Raw genomic sequence first — 18,754 nt, 5'->3', positions numbered from 1 at the left:
TCGGCGGCCAGGCGGCGTGGATGGTTTCAGCCGTTCGCCGCCGCTTCGAACTGCACGAGCCAGATTAGGCGAAAGATCTTCGCGATGAGCTCGCTCACGTCCTGGGTCATGGGGAGCGTCGATCCGGCGAAGGCGGTGCGAAAGATCGTGACCAGCATGAGTTCGTCGTCGGATAGCCCAAGCTCGCCATCGGTGAGCACATCGTAAATCTCGGGGTGGTATTCCCGCAGTGCCAGGTCGAGAAACTCATCCGCGTCGGCTCCGAGGGCTTCCGCCAGCGCCGGGATACGGTCGATCGGCACCTTGGTGGCGCCGAGCTTCATCATCGAGATCACATTGGGCTTGGGGAAGCCCGCATCCTCGGCGATATGCTTCTGCTTGCGACCTGAGGCAGAGATTGCGTGATCGAGGAAGATGGCGGTCGGCGACGGGGTCTTACGGGGTTTGGTCATCAAGGGCTCCAGTGCATGTCTATGTTTCGCATTCGCGATATGTGTTGATAGACACGCGACTGAGAGCCTCGCGCTTGGGTCGGACGCGCTACCAGAGTCGGTGAAAAAGCCCCAGCCCGCAGAGAGACCCGGCCGCGATGCCATCTGAGAACTGGTAGGGCGGAGGGAGATCGAGCTCGGCGGATGCCCCAATACCTCACCATCTGGCCTAGATGGTGCGCCAGAGCCATTCTGCGGGCCGTAGAGTGCCCATCTCGCGTTTTCAGCTGCCAACCACAGACCAAGGCGAAGAGCGCTTCAAAGGCGCATTCTGGCGCGATCTAGAGGGGTGGCAGCAGGCACCGATAGGCTGTCAGTTTTGACCTGTTCTGCTCCAATGTGGAGGTAGGTCTTGGACCAACTAGCCTATTTCAATGTCACTAGTAGGTTCAGTGCCCTTGATCTCTTGCCGAGCGCCGATCTGACCATCAAATGAACGAAACCGCGACCATGATCGGTGGGGGCTTTTCATGAGTTATAGGTGGAGCACTATTGGTGCTGCCAATCTGCGGAACACTGTTTCGCAATACTTGAAGCGGCCCCGTCTGATTCTCGAATTATGCGGTTCACCACCCTCCAAAAAGGCTATAATTATGACGAACGACGACCCTGCAGTGATCAGATCTTCAAAGAGCCAGCGGGTATTGGTCGACGGCTTCCCATTTCAGATTGAGATCCTTCGCCTTGATCAGGACGCCGACTGGACGCTCGAGGTTGTTGATCCGGATGGAACCAGCCACGTCTGGGACGACACGTTCAAGACAGACAAGTCCGCCCGGGATGAGGCCATTCGTGCGCTTCAAGTTGGCGCCACAGCATTCATGGCAGACTTCGGAGATAGGTCGGTTTCCCTGCAATAGGCAACTCGTCCAGAGGTAATGAGGATCCGGGTCTTTCTAACCATGCTGGATCGGCAGGGCCGCCGCGTATGTGTTCCCCCGTTCCCAAGACGCCATGACCGAATAGTGATCATCTGAACGTTCCAATAGGCCGCGAACAGTCCCTCCATCAAGCGTATCCTGGTGCGGTTAGGTGCGCTCCGTCGTTGGCGCAGCGGGAGAGTTGCGGCGCGACGCCAAGACGTTCAGGTGACGCACTCAGCCAGCTTAAGGGTTCTTCCGTGTAGCGGGGTCTCAGTCGTCTTCCTCAGACGATGCGGTTTCTACTTCGATCTGATCAAAGGTGTCGAGCGCCCGCTTGACACTCGAAGCAGTCCAAAGCATGTGCCGCGTGGTTCGAAAACCCCTTTCATTGGCCGTCGTGGCAATCGAATCGAGTGTTGGCTTGCCGCCCCCGCTCACAATTTCGTCGCGAACTTCTGCAAGCATGATCGCTTTTTCTTCCGCTTTTTTCTTGCGCACAATCAAGCTTGCTTGGGCGGCGATCTTTACGGAGTCGTGCCGTTTGTCTGCATCAAGCACCTTACGCTTCATCCCAGCGATGTTGAACTCACTCCGGCCAGCGCCCAAGACCAATTCAATAACTTGACCGTCTGAAAGCTCATCAAGGCGTTTGCCTTGCCGAATGCCGAAGATGTGCCGACGATAGGACGAGATTTCCCGAAAGAAAGGTTCTCGATCTTGAATGGGGGAGTTGCGAAGGAGCCTACCAAGGTCGTCCACCAAAACGAGGCCATTTCCGATGCGTTCCGCCCTTTCAAGCAGACCTCGCAAGATGGGAAGATCATTAAGAGATCTAGGTTTGCGTCGATACTCATATGCGCAGGGTAGTTTCTCGAAACCCGAACCATCCCGCCAAGCAGCGAGATTTGCGTTTTGCATGCGCGCTCCGGGGAGTGTTCCGATTGATCGGCCGTTTTTTGCACCATGGGAAACGAGAACATAGCCAATCAAGCCGCCGATCGACATTGTGTTTTGCGTAGTCATACGTAAATGCCAAATCTCCCTGAACCCAGCTTTCACAATCGCTGTTTCTCCACGGGGATAGCTAGGGGCTGTGAGGGGTATCAGCTAGGTGTGAAACGCAACAAATGAACGTTTGAGTAGTTAGAAGGCGGAAAAATATAAGAAATTTCAGTGGCATACTGGGATTCACCCCGACGGCGAACATCTTGAATGCTATAATATGTTCATCGTCGAAAATCGAAGGAAATCCCCGTATGACTGGGTCCCCAAAAACCGTCTATGTCGCGTGTGAAACGTGGCTCAAATCCTGTGAACGCAACCAACTCGAACGGTCGACCTTGAAGGCATATCGTAGCCATGCCCGGGTCCACATTGAACCGAAGATAGGGCATCTTCTGCTCACTGAGCTCAAACGCAGCGACGTCCGCGACTTCAAGGACAGCCTGATCGACAGAGGTGTCTCTCAGGCGCAAGTAAAGAAGATCATGGTTAGCCTACGGGCAGTCATTTCAGAAGCGGTTGAACGCGAATGGGTAGACCGCAATGTCGCTTCTGAGGTGAAGTTCAAACGATCAACACGCCGCGATAACAAGCGAGTCGAAGTCCCGACGAAAGACGAGATCCGCACGATCATTGAGAAGGCGCCGGACTCCCATCGCGCGATGTTCGTCACTGCGATCTTCACTGGCATGCGGATCTCCGAACTTCGGGGACTGAGTTGGGCCGGTGTCGATTTTGACCGGGGCACAATCAAGGTCTTCCAGCGCGCAGACGAATACTGCGTGATTGGAGATCCTAAGAGCCGGGCAGGGGTGCGTGAAATCCCGATGTCGCCGACAGTGCTGAAGACGCTCCGTGAGTGGCAGCTTTCATCGAAACCGAACGAACTCAATCTCGTGTTTCCGAACGGCGTTGGAAAGGTTCAGAACTACTCCAACATCTACAATCGCGTGTTCAAGCCGATGCTCGTTTCGAATGGTATTGTCAATGAAGCTGGCGAGGCGAAATTCGGCATCCACGCGCTTCGCCACGCGGCGGCATCGCTGTTCATCGAACAGGGTGGAATCCGAAGAAGATCCAGACGCTCCTGGGGCACGCGTCAATCACTATGACGATGGATACCTACGGACACCTGTTTGAGAACGCGGAGGAAGACGTTGCTATGTTCGAAAAGCTGGAGCGTGACCTCCTTGCCGCTTGAGCGCCTTTGACAAAGCAGGCGAGCTACGGCGCGGAAAGAAACTGTGCCCTCGGATCGGGAGCCTCGGCGTTGCATGCGCCGAGGCTTCGTCCTTCCCACCAGACATTCCCTAACCCCTTAGGATGGATTGAAAATCCTCGTGTCGGTGGTTCGATTCCGCCCCCGGGCACCACTTCTTCCCAGAAATTTCGGGCTTTACAGTTTCGCCAGTGCGCTCCAGTCGTAGGTGCGCAGGCGCTCGAGGATCGGGGCGACCGATTTGCCCGACTGGATCGCCAGCGCCACGTCCTTGACCGTGCCCGGCGGTCCGACGAAGACGGCCCCGACGATCTTGCCGTTCTCGATGAAAAGCCGTCGGTGTATGTTCTCGGGCTCGTTCGGGTCACAGATCTCCTCGATGCCGTCTCCGGCTTCCTTCGTGCCGAAGCCCTTCACGTCGATGCCTTCCATTTTCAGGCTGACGAGGGGTGGGGGCGGGGTCGCTTCTCGCTCGATCTCGAAGACGGCGGCCGAGGCGATTTCCGCCTGCGACGTGCCGACGGTCCACAGCCCGCCGATCTGACCCGGGCGCTCGGCCACGTCCCCGACCGCGAAAATATCGGGGTCCGAGGTGCGCATCGACTCGTCGACCAAAACGCCGCGATCCACCTCGAGCCCCGCCTCACGTGCGAGATCGGTGTTGGGCCGCACCCCGGCGCAGGCGATGAAGAGATCGCAGGGCTGTGTGGTGCCGTCGGTCAGGCGCACTTCGCGCACGCGATCCTCGCCGAGAAGCTCCTCGGCGGAGGCACCGGTGACGACCTCGATCCCGATCCGGGTGAGGAAGGTCTGAAGGATGCGGCTGCCTTTTTCGTCAAGCTCCCGGTCCATGAGCCGCCCCGACCGCTGCACGACCGTCGTCCTGAGCCGCAGTTTGCGCAGCGCGTCCGCCGCTTCGACGCCGAGCACGCCGCCGCCCAGAACCATCGCGGTGTCACAGCTTTCGCTTTGCCGCCAGGCCCGGATCGCCTGCGCGTCCGAGGCTTCGCGCAGGACGAAGGCCCCGGGTTTGTCCATGCCGGGGATCGGGGGCGCGAAGGCGCGGGCGCCGTTGGCAAGGAACAGGCGGTCGTAGGCCAGGGTTTCGCCGGTGCCCAGCACGACCATCTTGCGGTCGCGGTCGACGGCGCGGGCGAGGGTGTTCAGGCGGACGTTGATGTTCTTTTTCGACATCGCGTCCTGCGTGACGAAATACAGGTCCTCGATACCCTGCGTTTCATAAAGCAGCCGGCCGATGGCCATGCGGTTGTAGAACGGATGCGTCTCCTGCGCGACGAGGTCGATCGAGGCGCTGGGTCCGAGCCGGCGCAGTTCGTTGGCGACGGTGCTGCCGGCGGCGCCGTTGCCGATGACGACGATCCTTTCGATGCCCGCCTTGGCCGCATGATCCACCGCGTCGGCGGCCGGTTCGGGTTCGGGCAGGGTGGCCGGATCGGTGTCGAGGTCGATCACCACCGGACCGGACGCCGCGCGACACACGCAGGCGAGCCGCGCCCGACCCTCGAGCCCGAGGCGGCGCAGCGTGGCAAGCTCGGCGTCGCTGGGCGGGTCGAGATGTAAGTCATCAGCCCGGCGGCGAGTGAGCTATGGGAGTTAATGTTCATGGCCAACGCGACGCGCACGGTTCAGTTGGATAAACGCATTAGCTTTACCCGAGCGCGATAGGAAAGTCCCGATGGACAAAGCCCATGAAGCACCAACTCGCACATCGGGTCATGCGATACCGGCACAATGATTTCTATTTCATGCCCCGCTGATCAAGCGAACAGTAGACGGTCAACAAAGAAAGCAAATGAAAAATCAAGACTTGGAACAAGACGTTCGATCAACAGCGTATTCTGAGATCCAATCCGCGGCATCCTCCGGTGAAACAAACCGATGGATGGAAGGCAACTTACGCGTCGCCAAAATTTGATCTTCTACACTCGGGGTATGCCAGAACTTCAAAGGCAGAGACAACACACAATGCCCGCCCACACATGGCGCAATATTGACAACGGCATAGGGCATATCCCGATAAAGGACAATTGCACCATTAACGTCATGATAATCCGTTGCGAGCTCTGACTTCGAGAAAATCTTCATATCAGAAGACGCGTCATCAGGATGCAGACCAGAAACACGCGAACAGCGTTCCATTTCAAGCAGCACCCTTTTGGCTGCTGAACGACCCTGACATGGGTCAAAATGGACATCCGGGGCCTCGAAACAACAAACTGATGGCCCGCCACCTCCTCTCATTAATTGCATCCACCTCATGCAGTCAACGATCAGCCATCATGGTGCCAACTTGCTCCAAAAATCATAAAAAATTACACCATCGTTGTTGACAAATACCGTATGTAACAGATTCATGACGGCGCCACAACGGTATCCAAAAGGCAGTAAGGAACGGTGCGACGAGCGATGCTTAAGAAAAATAGTGATCCTTTTATAACTTTTGTGGTGCCTGCGTTCAACGTATCGAAATATTTGAATGAATTCTTCGAAAGTATAGTCAAGCAGTCCTCTGGCGTTGAAAACTTAGAATTGATAGTCGTGAACGACGGTTCGACCGACGACACAATCTACATTCTGAAGCAATGGCAAGCACAATACCACGGCGTAATGAAAGTGATAGATCAGAAAAATGAAGGCGTTTGCGCTGCTCGAAATACAGGTCTAAAGCATGCCAATGGTGAATGGGTTAGCTTTCCAGATCCAGATGATTTTTTTGATGAGAAATACCTTGAAAAAATACTTCCCGAACTAAAAAAGAGAAAAAATCTCATAGTTCATGCCAACTACATAGTTTACAATGAAGCATCCAAGACGGCAATCGATCGTCACCCGATGCGTTATCGTTTCAACAAAGGTATTGTTACAAGAAATACGAAGGACCCTGAAACCTATTTTCCGTCAAGCGCTAACTGCGTATTCATGCGGCGACACGCCATAAAAAAACATCGACTGCAGTTCGATGCGAGGGTCAAACCATCATTCGAAGACAGACTGTTCGTCAATCAGCTCGTCCTTCGTGAGCCGCGGAAGCAAATAACATTTGTCCCGGAGGCGAAATATTTTTACCGGAAGCGAGAAGATGCGTCCTCGGCGCTTGATGGTCAAAAGACTAAGGTCGGTTGGTATATTGACGAGCTAAAGTATGGATTCCTTCCATTCATCGAGGAGGCTAAACGGCGGCGGCGAAAACTGCCAGAATTTGTTAGGGCCATATGCATGTATGATATGATGTGGCGTGTCCGTCATCTTGAGAACCAGGAGCAGAGGTTGGCGATCCTCACACCTCAAGAACGTGCAGAATTTGAGGGACTCTTTAAAAGGATATGGAGTGAGATTGGGCCTGACATTATCAAACGGCGTCAATTGGCCGGATGCAATCAGCAGCATAAAGTCGGTCTGCTATCTAAGTATTTCGAGGAATCTCCGATCCACAATGAAATTGAAGTAGTGCGGTGGGACGCTCGTTCTGATCAACTGGCCCTACGATGGGTCACTCCACCGACTGAAAATGATGGAGTTAGAATTTTTGTCGATGGCGAGCAAGTGACCGAGGTTGATGAACAGAGTCAATGTGTTGAGCTTCTTGGAGAGCCGTATTACATAAAACACAAGTGCTGGATACAAGCAAAGGTCGGCTCGGTCATCACTGCTCGGTTCAACGATGTGCTGTGCGAGCTTCGTGTCGGTGGAAAAATGTTGGGGTCAGACCCCACCGTCCTAGAGGTTTTAGATGCCCTTAATCCACGCAGGGCCATGCGTGAGACCTTGGATGCACGAACCAATCATCTGCGCGTAAAATCACTCACTCGGCCAGTTCGGGAAAAATTCGCCGGTTGCTGGCTCCTCACTGATCACGATCAAAGAGCCGACGACAATGCCGAGCATCTGTACCGCTATCTAATGGGTACCGCGCATAGGGAGAAAATTTTTTTCGTTATATCAAGAAGCTCACCGGATTGGGAGCGTTTAGCGGCCGAAGGGTTTCGCTTGATTGACGCATTTTCTGATGAACATTTTTTCGCGGTCGTCAACTCCAGCTACATCATATCGTCTCATGCTGACGAGTTTATCAGGCACCCCTTTGGCCGGGAAGCTACCTCTGACCTGTCAACCAATGAATTTGTTTTTCTTCAACATGGTGTTACTAAGGATGACCTTTCTGCGTGGATTAACGGCAAGGACTTTCGTTTCATGACAACGGCGTCGGAAGCGGAGCATCGTTCGATAGTAAGTCCTTCGAGCCCATATCTGTATGGATCGAAAGAAGTTGTTCTCACGGGGTTTGCGCGACATGATGCACTTGCTTCCAAGACTTGCACTGATGAATTTATCCTTGTTGCACCAACTTGGCGCCGCTATCTGACGAATTTCGAGCAGCAAGTCGGCAGTATGAAGAAGTATCCAGTTCAGGACTTCCTGGCGACGGAATATGCGAGGAAATGGGGTAGCTTCATTCGAGACGAGGGCTTGCATAGAGTGGCTGATAAATTCGGAAAAACGATTGTTTTTGCTCCGCATCCTAACATGCAGATGTATCTAGATTGCATGGAGGTTCCTGAACATGTGTCGATTTTTTATGTAAATGGTGATTTAAAGTATCAGGACTTGATTGCTAGATCAGCTTGCTGTGTCACCGATTACTCGTCCGTTGCTTTTGAGGTGGCATATTTAAATAGGCCGGTAGTCTACTATCATTTCGACTTTGAATCCGCGCTAATTGAGGGAAATCATGTATATCGACCGGGATATTTTGAATATCCAAAGGATGGATTTGGTCCGGTCTGCAATTCTAATGATAGCATTTTGGAATATCTTGAGGACGTCTTTTCGGGAGATGAGCACCCGATGTTTTCTCAACGTCGCTTGAGTGCTTTTCCTTTCAGGGATGGTAAGTGTTGTGAGCGGATCTATTCGACTTTAATTTTAGGGGAAGTTGATCATGGCGCTGCATAGTTTGATGCACTGGAATAGATCTATCTTCCTTCTTGTCCGCGTAGGCAATCGCCATTGTTTTTGGCTCGATGTTCATGGTGAGGGTTGGGTGTAGTGCCGTTATATAAAAATGGAGCGCGGTGTCTCCTTTACATCCATATCCCCAAGACTGCTGGTTCATCTATCCATAAGTTTGTGGCTCAGTCCTCCGCCAGGATTGCCTTACACTCTAGAACGCGAGTTGGGACGCATTCTGTCACGCCTCAGCATATACATTGGGATGTTTTGTCGCGGTGGATTCCGCGCGACTTTTACGACTCATCTTTTACTGTAGTTAGAAATCCTTACTCGAGGTTGGCCAGCGAGTATTTTTGGCAGCTTCGATTGGGGACGGCTAAACGCGAAGTTTTTAAGGAATGGGTGAAGTTTTATTTTGGTTTATACGAAAAGCATGCAATTGCTGCAGACAATCATATTCGCCCCCAGGTTGATTTTATCGGACCGGAAACGGCGGTTTTCAAGCTCGAAGATGGTGTGAACGTAGTGCTGGATCATATCGCAGCGAATCTCGGGTTAAAGCCAATTGATGTTGCTCCACCCAGAGAAAACAGCAGTGAGATTCAGATGATCGACGTTGACAGGAATACGCTGGATGCGATTTATGACTTTTATCGGCGAGATTTTGATGATTTTGATTATAGTAGGAAAGACGTTCCCGAAAATTTCAACGTAATTTGAGGTTTGTCGGTCGCTTTGGGTGTTGGCGTATCGTGGCTTAGATTTTTTGATTCTTTGGTGAAAAATATCGGATTGGCGTGACGCCAGCCGTTTCTTTTTTCGAAGTGTTCCATTGGGTGACGTCATTCAATGCCGTCTGCCATTACTCCGTTTGTTTGGTCGCGAACGCTCACTCGACCGATTATGAGGTTAATGGCTCTAGATTCTGGTCGACTGAGCAGCACTCGGCCATCCAAGGATCCGAGGACAAGTAGGGATTTGTATTTGAAGCACCTTCTATCGAGCGACCTTACATCCTAGGACTTCATGCAGCCGGTGCTAGCCGTCCGCTTTGAATTGGTCTCATCTGGTAGGCGCGGGTGAAGCCTTTCCCGGTTCCCTGCAGGACGCAAGGGAGGGGATGTGCAGTGCTCCGATGCCCTTCAGAGCGCTGGAGCGGGCCGCTAGGGGGCCTTGAGGTCATGGCGGGTGTGATACAGTCAAAACGGAGGAATGACGCTCTACGGGCCGCTCCGTGAGATTTCCGGGCGAAGCTTCGGCGAAGACTGAATGGGGCCGTTCAGGGGCGGGCTGACGACCGAAATTGGCGGGCCGGTCCCGGATATGACCTCCGATGGCGAGACAGCTCTTGCGCGCTGAGTAGGTGGTGTTGCTCGTGTCGGGAATGAATTGTCCCCGTGACACGGCAGCGGGTCGAGAGAGGGCGTTCCTCGCCCCGCTGCCGCGCTTCTGTCAAAGTCACGCGGGCCGACCGTGGCACCTAAGTTTACGTTGGGTAAACTCGTTGTGGTGATCCGCCCCCGCGAGGGATCTCAAGCTTGGTGACGGGGCGTGCGGAGCGTGAGGGCGCGCAAGCCCGACGCCGAAAGGGACGTCGTCATTCGAGCCTGCACGCTGATCCACGATCACGCTGGATGAGAGTAGACCGTCCAAGACGTTTCCACAAACATGAACGGCGATGCTTCGAAAATGCCTTCACACTGACCAGCGAAATATTTGTTTCCTCGGTGATCTTGAATGCGCTCCGACGAGACACAGATCAGTCAGACCTGCGGGGAGAAATGTGGCGACCGGACACCGTTATGCGGACCGGACGCAAGGGCAGGATCATGACATTACAAGACGACTGGCTGCGGCTTGAGATATGCGCGCTCAGATGGCCCGTAGAGCGGCAGTTCGTTCGCGGTGGCGCAAGGCATGCCGAAGAGCGTTACATGCGCCCAGTGGCCCGCTCCGTGGCTCTACGGGGCCAATGGGATCAGGAGTTCAAACGCAACGCAAAGGCGCGCCGGTCCGCGCCTGAATGAGAGACATGAACCATGACCCCGACGAAGATCCGCTCGTTTCCGATCCGATCGACTGACATTGCGAGCACGGCACCCGGCATCGATCCAGATGAACTGAGCCTCGACTACGAAATATCCGAGCAGACGAACACCAGGGGTGAGCGGACAGGGCGGTTCGAATTGCGACCAATGCTGGGTCTGCGGGACTACAAATTCCGCCCAGAAATTGACTGGGTCGAGTTCGAGGTTCGAACAATTGAGACCACCCAGTCGCGCCACGTCCACGATCTTCTCCAGAAGGCTCTGGTCGCAAAAGGCTTCTCGCCGAAGACCTGGGTCGGTGGTTCGGTGCGGTCGAGAAAGTCTGGCGCAGCGAAGGGGAACACGACAGGCCGGATCTTCTGGGTGCGGCTACAGGATCCGACGCCGAAACTCGTCGACGCTGCAATCGCGGCGTTGATGTCGACTGGGAATATTGAGGTCGACACAGAGACGCCCTGCGTGACCTTCCCCGTGACTGGGATCGAAGTGGCCGTGGATGTCTATCCGAACAATGCCGGAGAAATCACGGACCGTGAGCGGACGCTGATGCGTCTGAAGATGTCGGAGCATCTGCGCAAGCACTTTGCGCCGAGTGATTTGTTCAATGATCACTATGCAGATCGACCGCGATGGGTGGGCAGGGACAAGAAGGCGAAACACCTTATCTACGAGCCGAAGCAACGAGACGGAGAAGCGCGGTTCAAGCGGCTGATGTCGAAGCATGATGTTAATGGCTTCCTGCGATCAGCATCTATCGCCAACAACCACCATTCTGCGCCGATCGAAGCGACGGTTTATGTCGGGCAGAACCAGGGTCCGGTGATGTGGCGGCTGCAGGACAAGACGCATGATGAACGACGCGGTGAGACGGCGAAGATGTTGCCCCACGAGAAGAGACGAAGCCGGATTGAATTGACGATGCTGAAGACCGACGGTGACTGGGAAGGAGATGATCATGACGTTCCGGGCGCAATCGGTCTTGAGAGTCTGGGGGACTTGAGCGGGTTCACGTTCGAGAGGCTGAGGACGGCGGGCTTCAACTTCCACATCCCGACGGTGGCCTGTTCGAAGGAGAACTCCTTGTTGCCGGATGAGACGGAGATCGAGATCTTTGCACGGTCGGGTGTCTGTGGGCTGCGACAGTATCAGCACGCAAAGCAGATTGAAGAGAAAGGCAATGCGAAGAGACCGCATGGCAAGGCGAACTTCGATCTGAACGGGAAGGGCCACATGACGGTCGATGCCGAGACGACGGCTCGTGTGACGGATGCGTTGAAGCGTCTGACAGGGAGGTGGAGGCGGAAGGGGGAGAAGGCGGGGAAGGCAGTGTGAAGCGCCTGCATGACCCGGAATGGTGAGAGGCTCGATGTTGGGGCGGGCGCCCGATCGCTTTTCCATCTTCGTGTCTGTTGTCTGCTGATCTATTCGCCGTGAAAGGTGGTGTCCCTCCAGCTCCGTGGCTGTCTTAAGAAGTAAATAGAGCCCCGGCCGATCAGGTGCAGGTCGCCCAATATGCTGCCACGCCACACGGATCGCGAAACAAGGGGCGCGGACAACTCAGTGGTGACGGGTGGTCGTCCGGCTGTCGGCCGAAAAACCACCCAAAAAAGTTGACACTCAGCCGTTTACCGACGCTTCGAACTGCACCAGCCAGATGAGCCGGAAGATCTTGGCGATGAGGTCACTCACGTCCTGTGTCATGGGAAGCGTCGACCCGGCGAAGGCCGTGCGGTAGATCGTGATCAACATGAGTTCGTCGTCGGACAGGCCCAGCTCGCCATCCGTGAGCACTTCGTAGATCTCGGGATGATACTCGCGCAGCGCCAGATCGAGGAACTCATCCGCGTCCGCCACGAGGGCTTCTGCCAGCGCCGGGATCCGGTCGATTGGAACCTTGGTGGCACCGAGTTTCATCATCGAGAGCACATTCGGCTTCGGGAAACCTGCATCCTCGGCGATCTCCTTCTGGGTGCGACCCGAGGCAGAGATCGCGTGATCGAGGAAGATGGCGGTGGGGGACGGGGTCTTACGGGGTTTGGTCATCAGGTGCTCCATTGCGTGTCGACGTTTCGTTTGCGCGATACGTGTTGATAGTCACGCGATTGAGCGCCTCGCGCTTGGGTTGGTCGCCCTACCAGAGTTCGTGAACATGCCACGGCCTGCAGAGCGAACCGGCCGCGACGGCACGTGGAAACTGGTAGGGCCGGGGGATCAATCGCGGAGGATGTGCCAACGCCTCACCATCCAGCATAGATAGCGCGCCAGAGCCATTCTCCGGGCCGTAGAGTGCCCGGCTCGCTTTTTCCGCTGTCGACCACTGGCCGAAGCGGAGGACGCTTCTACGGCCCATTCTGGGGCGATCCGGAAGGATGCAGCAAGCGGCGTAAGTTGCCATTCATGACCTGTTCTGGTCCAGCGAGAAGGGAGATTGACGACGCACAAACTTACTCCATTCACACCTGTAGATTCATTGGACTTGAACTCTTGCCGAGCGCCGATGTGACCATCAAATGAACGAAACCGCGTCCATGATCAGCGACGGTTTTTCATACCTTATAGTCGCCACACCAACGATGGCACAAATCTGCGGAACACTGTTTCGCAAAAGTCGAAGCGGGTGAATATGTTTCGCGAACTATGCGGTTCGCCACCGTCTAGGAGGGAATTACGATGACGAACGATGACCCAACCCTGATCCGATCCTCGAAAAGCCAACGGATTTTGGTCGACGGCCTCCCGTTTGCGATTGAAATCTTTCGCCTTGAACATGACGTCGATTGGTCACTCGAGGTTATTGATCCCGAAGGAACCAGTCACGTCTGGGATGACTCGTTCAGGTCGGACAAGTCCGCCCGGGATGAGGCCATTCGTGCGCTTCAAGTTGGCGCCACAGCATTCATGTCAGACTTAGGAGTTGGGCAGGTTTCCCTGGAATAGGCAGCTCGTCCAGCAGGACACGAGGTTACGGGTCATTTCGAAATATGCTGGATCGGCAGGGCCGCCGAGTATGAGATCCCTCGATCCCAAAACGCCAAGACCGAATAATGATCTTCAGGACGTTTCAACAGGCCGTGAATAGTCTCTCCACCAAGCGTATCCTGGTGTGGATAGGTGCGCTCCGTCGTTGGCGAAGCGGGAGAGTGCGGTGAAAAGGAAAGGTGCTCAGGTGACGCACTCAGCCAGCCGAAGGGTTCTTCTATGTTTCGGGGTCTAGGCCGTCTTCCTCAAAAGAGGCTGTTGCTACTTCGGTTTGATCAAAGGTGTCTAGCGCCCGTTTGACACTCGATGCGCTCCAAAGCTTGTGCCGTGTTGTTCGAAGCCCCTTTTCATTGGCCGTCATAGCAATCGAAGCGAGTGTTGCCTTGCCGTCCCTGCTCTCAATTTCGTCGCGAATTTCTGCAAGCATGATCGCTTTTCTTGCCGCGTTTTTCTTGCGCGCGATCAAACTTGCTTGGGCGGCGATCCTTACAGAGTCGTCCCGTCCTTCTGCATCAAACACCCGACGTTTGACGCCGGCAATGTTGAACTCACTTCGGCCCGCGACCGCGACCAATATTTTAGCATGATCTTCTGACAGTTCACCAAGGCGTTTGCGTTGCCGAATGCCGAAGATGTGCCGGCGATAGGCCGAGATTTCCCGAAAGAAGGGTTCTCGATACGGCAAAGGACAATTGCGAAAGAGCCTACTAAGGTCGTCCATCAGAACGAGGCCATTTCCGATGCGTTCCGCCCTTTCGAGCAGAACTCGCAAGATGGGAAGATCATCAAGAGATCTAGGTTTCCGTCGATACTCATATGCGCAGGGTAGTTTCTCGGGACTCGAAAGTTCCCACCATGTCGCGATATTTGCTATTTGCATACGCGCTCCGGGTAGCTTTCCGATAAATCGTCCGTTTATCGCGCCATGCGAAACAAGAACATAGCCTATCGAGCCGGCGCTGGATATTTTCGTTTGCGTAGTCATGCGTAAATGCAAATCCCTCATGAGCCCAGCATTTGAACTAGCTGTTTCTCCACGGGGATAGCTAGGGGTTATGAGGGGGTTCAGCTAGGTCTGGAACGCAAAAACGAGCGTGTTGAGCGGCTATTTTGTGGGAAACTATCAGAAATTTCAGTGGCATACTGGGATTCATCCCGACGGCGAACATCTTGAATGCTATAATATGTTCATCGTCGAAAATTGAAGGAAATCCCCCTATGACTGCGCCCTCAAAGACCGTCTATGTCGCGTGTGAAGCGTGGCTGAAATCCTGTGAACGCAACCAACTCGAACGGTCGACCATGAAAGCATACCGTAGCCATGCCCGGGTCCACATTGAACCGAAGATAGGTCATCTTCTGCTCACTGAGCTCAAACGCAGCGACGTCCGCGACTTCAAGGACAGCCTGATCGATAGAGGTGTCTCTCAGGCGCAAGTCAAAAAGATCATGGTTAGTGATAACAAGCGAGTCGAAGTCCCGACGAAAGACGAGATCCGCACGATCATTGAGAAGGCGCCGGACTCCCATCGCGCGATGTTCGTCACTGCGATCTTCACTGGCATGCGGATCTCCGAACTTCGGGGACTGAGTTGGGCCGGTGTCGATTTTGACCGGGGCACAATCAAGGTCTTCCAGCGCGCAGACGAATACTGCGTGATTGGAGATCCTAAGAGCCGGGCAGGGGTGCGTGAAATCCCGATGTCGCCGACAGTGCTGAAGACGCTCCGTGAGTGGCAGCTTTCATCGAAACCGAACGAACTCAATCTCGTGTTTCCGAACGGCGTTGGAAAGGTTCAGAACTACTCCAACATCTACAATCGCGTGTTCAAGCCGATGCTCGTTTCGAATGGTATTGTCAATGAAGCTGGCGAGGCGAAATTCGGCATCCACGCGCTTCGCCACGCGGCGGCATCGCTGTTCATCGAACAGGGGTGGAATCCGAAGAAGATTCAGACGCTCCTGGGGCACGCGTCAATTACTATGACGATGGATACCTACGGACACCTGTTTGAGAACGCGGAGGAAGACGTTGCTATGTTCGAAAAGCTGGAGCGTGACCTCCTTGCCGCTTGAGCGCCTTTGACAAAGCAGGCGAGCTACGGCGCGGAAAGAAACTGTGCCCTCGGATCGGGAGCCTCGGCGTTGCATGCGCCGAGGCTTCGTCCTTTCCCACCAGACATTCCCTAACCCCTTAGGATGGATTGAAAATCCTCGTGTCGGTGGTTCGATTCCGCCCCCGGGCACCACTTCACCAGAACGCCTCGCACCTGAACCGACGCCTCCGCCGCTCTGGCCGTCACAGGCGGACCCCCGACGAAACCCGTTGGCCACAACCGCCGCGCGTCGCCCATCATCCGGCCTGAACGATTGACAAGCCCGCCGGCTTCCCCTTCCGTGGAGGGGGGACGCAAATCGGGGGGAGCGCGGTGACGACGACATTTGACAGGGTGGCCGGGATCATTGCCGAGTGGTCAGATGTCGAAAGAGACGAAATCCGGGAGGACAGTCACCTCGTCGAGGATCTCAAGCTCGACTCGGTCGACCTGTTCGACGTCGTCTTCGCGCTGGAGCGGGAATTCGACATCGAACTGCCCATCGAGGACTTCGGGGAAGAGCGCGACGGGCAGGAGGCCATACAGGCGCCCGAACTGCTCATGAACGCCTTCTGCGCACGGATCGACAGGCTGGTCGCCCAGAAAGCCGAAGCCTAGTGGTGCATCACGGATCAACGACCGGGCGCGTGCGGTGACGGGGCGCGCGACCGAAGTCGTGATTTCGGGTGTCGGTGTGATTTCGGCCTGTGGTGCGACGGGCGCGGCGCATCTTGCGGCCCTCGACGGCACGCGTCCAAAGCCCGACAGGGCGGCCTTCAACCCGTATTCCGTCTACCGCGCCGCGCCCTTCGACGTCGCAGAGGCGATCCCTAGCAAGAGCGACCGACGGCAAATGGAACCGTGGCAGCATCTTGGGGTGGCGGCGGCGCGACAGGCGCTGGGCGATGCCGGTCTGTTGGGCACGGCGGCGCTCGACAGCCTTTATCTCAACATCTGTGCCAACGGCGGTGCGCGCGAAGTCGAGGTGGATTTCGAGGTGCTCGCCGATCTGCGTGCCTCGCCCGAGCCCGACGCGGATCTCGTGGCGGCGCAGGCGCGAAAACTGCGGCCCTCTTTTCTGCTGGGTCAGTTGTCCAACATGCTCGCCGGAAACCTCGCGATCATTCTCGGGGTCGGGGGTGGCGCGCGGACGTTCATGGGGGACGACATGGCCGGGGTCGATGCGATGGCGGATGCGATTGCGCGGGTGGCCGCGGGCCAATGCGACAGGATCATAGTCGGCGGGGTTCTGGATGCTGAACGTCCCGACCTGATGCTTGCACTGGCTCTGGGCGACAGACTTGCGTCGGATGCGGTGCCCTCGGTTCTCGATCCGGCGCGTCGGGGCGTGGTGCCGGGCAGCGTGGCGGCCTTCCTCGTATTGGAGAGCGCGCGGGCCGCGCAGGATCGCGGGGCGGGGCCGCTTGCCGGGGTGTCGCCTGTCAGCGTTGCGGCGGAGGGCCCGGCGTTCGAAGACATCCTCGGTCAGGTGGCGTCCGGCCCGTCCATCGACGCGATCTACACCAGCGTGTCCGGGGCGCAGCCTGTGACCGCCGATGCGGTGAAGGGCCTCAGGTCGGCCCATCCCGACACGCCGGTGACCGCCACTGCCGATCTCGTCGGACATGCGGTCGAAGCCGCGTTTCCTTTCGCGGTCGCGCTTTCGGCGCTTTCGGTGCGGTCCGGCCGTGCAGGGCGCGTTCTGGCGACCACGGCCTGCGAGAGCGGGGCGGCGGCCCTTGTGGTCGAGGCGATGGCATGAGCGGGACCGGGTCCGTCGCCGTCATCGGGATCGGCATCGTGACCGCGCTCGGTCAAGGCGCTGCGGCGAACTGGGCGGCGATGCGCGCGGGGCAATCGGGGGCGGCGCCAGTGCAGCGTTTCCCGACCGAAGGCCTTGCCACGCGGTTCGCCGCAACGGTCGATGCGTTCTGCGACCCCGCGCTCAGACCGACCGAACGCACCGCCGAGCTGGCCCTCATGGCCGCGAACGAGGCGCTGGCGCAGGCCGGGCAGGAGCCGGGGACGGCGTTTCCCGGCAAGCTCGTCGTTGGCATCCCGCCGATCCAGATGGAATGGTCCGACCGGATCGCGCTGGACCGGGCGACCGGGGGCCGGGCCACTGGCTATGGCGACCTGATCCGTATGGTCGGCGCGGCCAAGAACAGCGGTCTTTTCGATGTCTTGCGGTTCGACGGCACGACCCGGCGGCTGGCGGCCCGCGTGAAGCCTGTCGGGCGGCCCGTGACCATCACCACGGCCTGCTCGTCCGGTGCGACGGCGATCCAGATCGGGGTCGAAGCGATCCGGCGGGGCGAGGTCGACCGGGTGCTCGCCGTCGGGGCCGATGCTTCGGTCAGCCCGGAAATGCTTCTGCGCTTCGGCCTGCTGTCGGCGCTGTCGCGCCGGAACGACAGCCCCGAAACCGCGTCGCGCCCCTTCGACAAGACGCGGGACGGGTTCGTGCCGGGCGAGGGGGCCGGGGCGCTTGTCCTCGAACGGGCCGAGGCCGCCCATGCCCGTGGGGCGAACATCTTGGGGTATGTGCGCGGCGTGGGCGAACGGCTCGACGCCTATCACCGCATCCGCCAGCGCCCGGACGCAGGCCCGGTGGGGGCGGCGATGGCCGCTGCGATCGCCGATGCGGGCCTTGCGCCGCAGGACATCGGATACGTCAACGCGCACGGCACATCGACGGGCGAAAACGACCGGGTCGAAAGCGTCGGCATAGGGCTCGTCTTCGGTCCGCGCACCCCGGACCTTCCGGTGTCGTCGCTCAAATCCATGACCGGACACATGCTCAGCGCGGCGGCGGCGGTCGAGGCGGCGGCGTCGCTGCTGATGATCGCCGAGCAGACGCTGCTTCCGACCATCAACCATGAAACGCCCGACCCGGAGATCCCGCTCGACGTCGTGCCGAACGTGGCGCGACCCGCCGATGTCACGCATGTTCTGAGCAATTCCTTCGGCTTCGGCGGGCAGAACGTCTGCCTCGTGCTTTCGGCCGAGCCGTGAGGCGGTCCGAGACAAATGCCCGCACGCGCCATGTGACGTGCTAGACATAACAAAACCGATCGGGAGCGAC

16 protein-coding genes are annotated in these 18,754 nt (G+C 56.8%); 10 read left to right on the top strand and 6 right to left on the bottom strand.

The window, feature by feature from the left end; translation table 11 throughout:
- Positions 1 to 26: 26 nt before the first annotated feature.
- Positions 27 to 452 (bottom strand): hypothetical protein, encoded by a 426-nt coding sequence (locus HOY44_RS03485; RefSeq protein ID WP_287433073.1) that lies wholly within the window; start codon positions 450 to 452, stop codon positions 27 to 29.
- A 632-nt stretch (positions 453 to 1,084) separates the two neighbouring features.
- Here HOY44_RS03485 and HOY44_RS03480 point away from each other — a divergent pair.
- Positions 1,085 to 1,351 carry a hypothetical protein gene (locus HOY44_RS03480; protein WP_287433071.1) on the top strand — a complete coding sequence of 89 codons (267 nt, stop codon included), beginning with the start codon at positions 1,085 to 1,087 and terminating at the stop codon, positions 1,349 to 1,351.
- Between the two features lie 273 nt (positions 1,352 to 1,624).
- On the opposite strand, the gene HOY44_RS03475 is transcribed toward HOY44_RS03480, so the two are convergent.
- Entirely contained in the window at positions 1,625 to 2,377 is a 753-nt protein-coding gene (locus tag HOY44_RS03475) for a hypothetical protein (RefSeq protein WP_287433070.1), read from the bottom strand.
- A 233-nt stretch (positions 2,378 to 2,610) separates the two neighbouring features.
- Between HOY44_RS03475 and HOY44_RS03470 the strand changes: the two genes are divergently transcribed.
- Positions 2,611 to 3,468 (top strand): tyrosine-type recombinase/integrase, encoded by an 858-nt coding sequence (locus HOY44_RS03470; RefSeq protein WP_287433069.1) that lies wholly within the window; start codon positions 2,611 to 2,613, stop codon positions 3,466 to 3,468.
- Between the two features lie 284 nt (positions 3,469 to 3,752).
- On the opposite strand, the gene HOY44_RS03465 is transcribed toward HOY44_RS03470, so the two are convergent.
- The gene (locus HOY44_RS03465) at positions 3,753 to 5,048 is read right to left on the bottom strand and encodes an NAD(P)/FAD-dependent oxidoreductase (protein WP_287433068.1); all 1,296 of its coding nucleotides are present in this window, start codon (positions 5,046 to 5,048) and stop codon (positions 3,753 to 3,755) included.
- 348 nt (positions 5,049 to 5,396) lie between these two features.
- Positions 5,397 to 5,747 carry a hypothetical protein gene (locus HOY44_RS03460; protein ID WP_287433067.1) on the bottom strand — a complete coding sequence of 117 codons (351 nt, stop codon included), beginning with the start codon at positions 5,745 to 5,747 and terminating at the stop codon, positions 5,397 to 5,399.
- 255 nt (positions 5,748 to 6,002) lie between these two features.
- Here HOY44_RS03460 and HOY44_RS03455 point away from each other — a divergent pair, with 255 nt between their 5' ends.
- The 3 genes from HOY44_RS03455 (at position 6,003) to HOY44_RS03445 (ending at position 11,926) form a co-directional block, all read left to right on the top strand.
- On the top strand, positions 6,003 to 8,549 hold the full coding sequence (locus tag HOY44_RS03455; RefSeq protein ID WP_287433064.1) for a bifunctional glycosyltransferase/CDP-glycerol:glycerophosphate glycerophosphotransferase: 2,547 nt from the start codon (positions 6,003 to 6,005) through the stop codon (positions 8,547 to 8,549).
- Between the two features lie 93 nt (positions 8,550 to 8,642).
- Positions 8,643 to 9,266 (top strand): sulfotransferase family 2 domain-containing protein, encoded by a 624-nt coding sequence (locus tag HOY44_RS03450; protein WP_287433062.1) that lies wholly within the window; start codon positions 8,643 to 8,645, stop codon positions 9,264 to 9,266.
- Between the two features lie 1,319 nt (positions 9,267 to 10,585).
- The gene (locus HOY44_RS03445) at positions 10,586 to 11,926 is read left to right on the top strand and encodes a hypothetical protein (protein WP_287433061.1); all 1,341 of its coding nucleotides are present in this window, start codon (positions 10,586 to 10,588) and stop codon (positions 11,924 to 11,926) included.
- Positions 11,927 to 12,211: 285 nt separating this feature from the next.
- Here the strand turns inward: HOY44_RS03445 and HOY44_RS03440 are convergent, their stop codons facing one another.
- The gene (locus tag HOY44_RS03440; protein WP_287433060.1) at positions 12,212 to 12,637 is read right to left on the bottom strand and encodes a hypothetical protein; all 426 of its coding nucleotides are present in this window, start codon (positions 12,635 to 12,637) and stop codon (positions 12,212 to 12,214) included.
- A 627-nt stretch (positions 12,638 to 13,264) separates the two neighbouring features.
- On the opposite strand from HOY44_RS03440, the gene HOY44_RS03435 reads away from it, so the two are divergent.
- Complete coding sequence (locus tag HOY44_RS03435) at positions 13,265 to 13,531, top strand: hypothetical protein (protein ID WP_287433058.1); 267 nt, start codon at positions 13,265 to 13,267, stop codon at positions 13,529 to 13,531.
- A 259-nt stretch (positions 13,532 to 13,790) separates the two neighbouring features.
- Here the strand turns inward: HOY44_RS03435 and HOY44_RS03430 are convergent, their stop codons facing one another.
- Positions 13,791 to 14,558 carry a hypothetical protein gene (locus HOY44_RS03430; protein WP_287433057.1) on the bottom strand — a complete coding sequence of 256 codons (768 nt, stop codon included), beginning with the start codon at positions 14,556 to 14,558 and terminating at the stop codon, positions 13,791 to 13,793.
- 233 nt (positions 14,559 to 14,791) lie between these two features.
- On the opposite strand from HOY44_RS03430, the gene HOY44_RS03425 reads away from it, so the two are divergent.
- The 4 genes from HOY44_RS03425 (at position 14,792) to HOY44_RS03410 (ending at position 18,684) form a co-directional block, all read left to right on the top strand.
- The gene (locus HOY44_RS03425) at positions 14,792 to 15,649 is read left to right on the top strand and encodes a tyrosine-type recombinase/integrase (RefSeq protein WP_287433055.1); all 858 of its coding nucleotides are present in this window, start codon (positions 14,792 to 14,794) and stop codon (positions 15,647 to 15,649) included.
- Between the two features lie 353 nt (positions 15,650 to 16,002).
- On the top strand, positions 16,003 to 16,287 hold the full coding sequence (locus tag HOY44_RS03420) for an acyl carrier protein (RefSeq protein WP_171042934.1): 285 nt from the start codon (positions 16,003 to 16,005) through the stop codon (positions 16,285 to 16,287).
- Between the two features lie 34 nt (positions 16,288 to 16,321).
- The gene (locus tag HOY44_RS03415) at positions 16,322 to 17,431 is read left to right on the top strand and encodes a beta-ketoacyl synthase N-terminal-like domain-containing protein (protein WP_287433052.1); all 1,110 of its coding nucleotides are present in this window, start codon (positions 16,322 to 16,324) and stop codon (positions 17,429 to 17,431) included.
- The gene (locus tag HOY44_RS03410) at positions 17,428 to 18,684 is read left to right on the top strand and encodes a beta-ketoacyl synthase N-terminal-like domain-containing protein (RefSeq protein WP_287433050.1); all 1,257 of its coding nucleotides are present in this window, start codon (positions 17,428 to 17,430) and stop codon (positions 18,682 to 18,684) included. Before HOY44_RS03415 ends, HOY44_RS03410 begins: the two co-directional genes overlap by 4 nt.
- Positions 18,685 to 18,754 lie beyond the last annotated feature (70 nt).

This window comes from Maritimibacter sp., from assembly GCF_016774595.1.
Taxonomy (GTDB): Bacteria; Pseudomonadota; Alphaproteobacteria; order Rhodobacterales; family Rhodobacteraceae; genus Maritimibacter; species Maritimibacter alkaliphilus.
The sequence above is the reverse complement of the archived record's forward strand: the minus strand, read 5'-3'. Positions and strand labels throughout refer to the sequence as shown.

Coding starts and splice junctions, on each gene's coding strand:
- HOY44_RS03485 (WP_287433073.1), bottom strand. CDS start 452: ATGACCAAACCCCGTAAGACCCCGTCGCCGACCGCCATCTTCCTCGAT.
- HOY44_RS03480 (WP_287433071.1), top strand. CDS start 1,085: ATGACGAACGACGACCCTGCAGTGATCAGATCTTCAAAGAGCCAGCGG.
- HOY44_RS03475 (WP_287433070.1), bottom strand. CDS start 2,377: ATGACTACGCAAAACACAATGTCGATCGGCGGCTTGATTGGCTATGTT.
- HOY44_RS03470 (WP_287433069.1), top strand. CDS start 2,611: ATGACTGGGTCCCCAAAAACCGTCTATGTCGCGTGTGAAACGTGGCTC.
- HOY44_RS03455 (WP_287433064.1), top strand. CDS start 6,003: ATGCTTAAGAAAAATAGTGATCCTTTTATAACTTTTGTGGTGCCTGCG.
- HOY44_RS03445 (WP_287433061.1), top strand. CDS start 10,586: ATGACCCCGACGAAGATCCGCTCGTTTCCGATCCGATCGACTGACATT.
- HOY44_RS03440 (WP_287433060.1), bottom strand. CDS start 12,637: ATGACCAAACCCCGTAAGACCCCGTCCCCCACCGCCATCTTCCTCGAT.
- HOY44_RS03435 (WP_287433058.1), top strand. CDS start 13,265: ATGACGAACGATGACCCAACCCTGATCCGATCCTCGAAAAGCCAACGG.
- HOY44_RS03430 (WP_287433057.1), bottom strand. CDS start 14,558: ATGACTACGCAAACGAAAATATCCAGCGCCGGCTCGATAGGCTATGTT.
- HOY44_RS03425 (WP_287433055.1), top strand. CDS start 14,792: ATGACTGCGCCCTCAAAGACCGTCTATGTCGCGTGTGAAGCGTGGCTG.
- HOY44_RS03410 (WP_287433050.1), top strand. CDS start 17,428: ATGAGCGGGACCGGGTCCGTCGCCGTCATCGGGATCGGCATCGTGACC.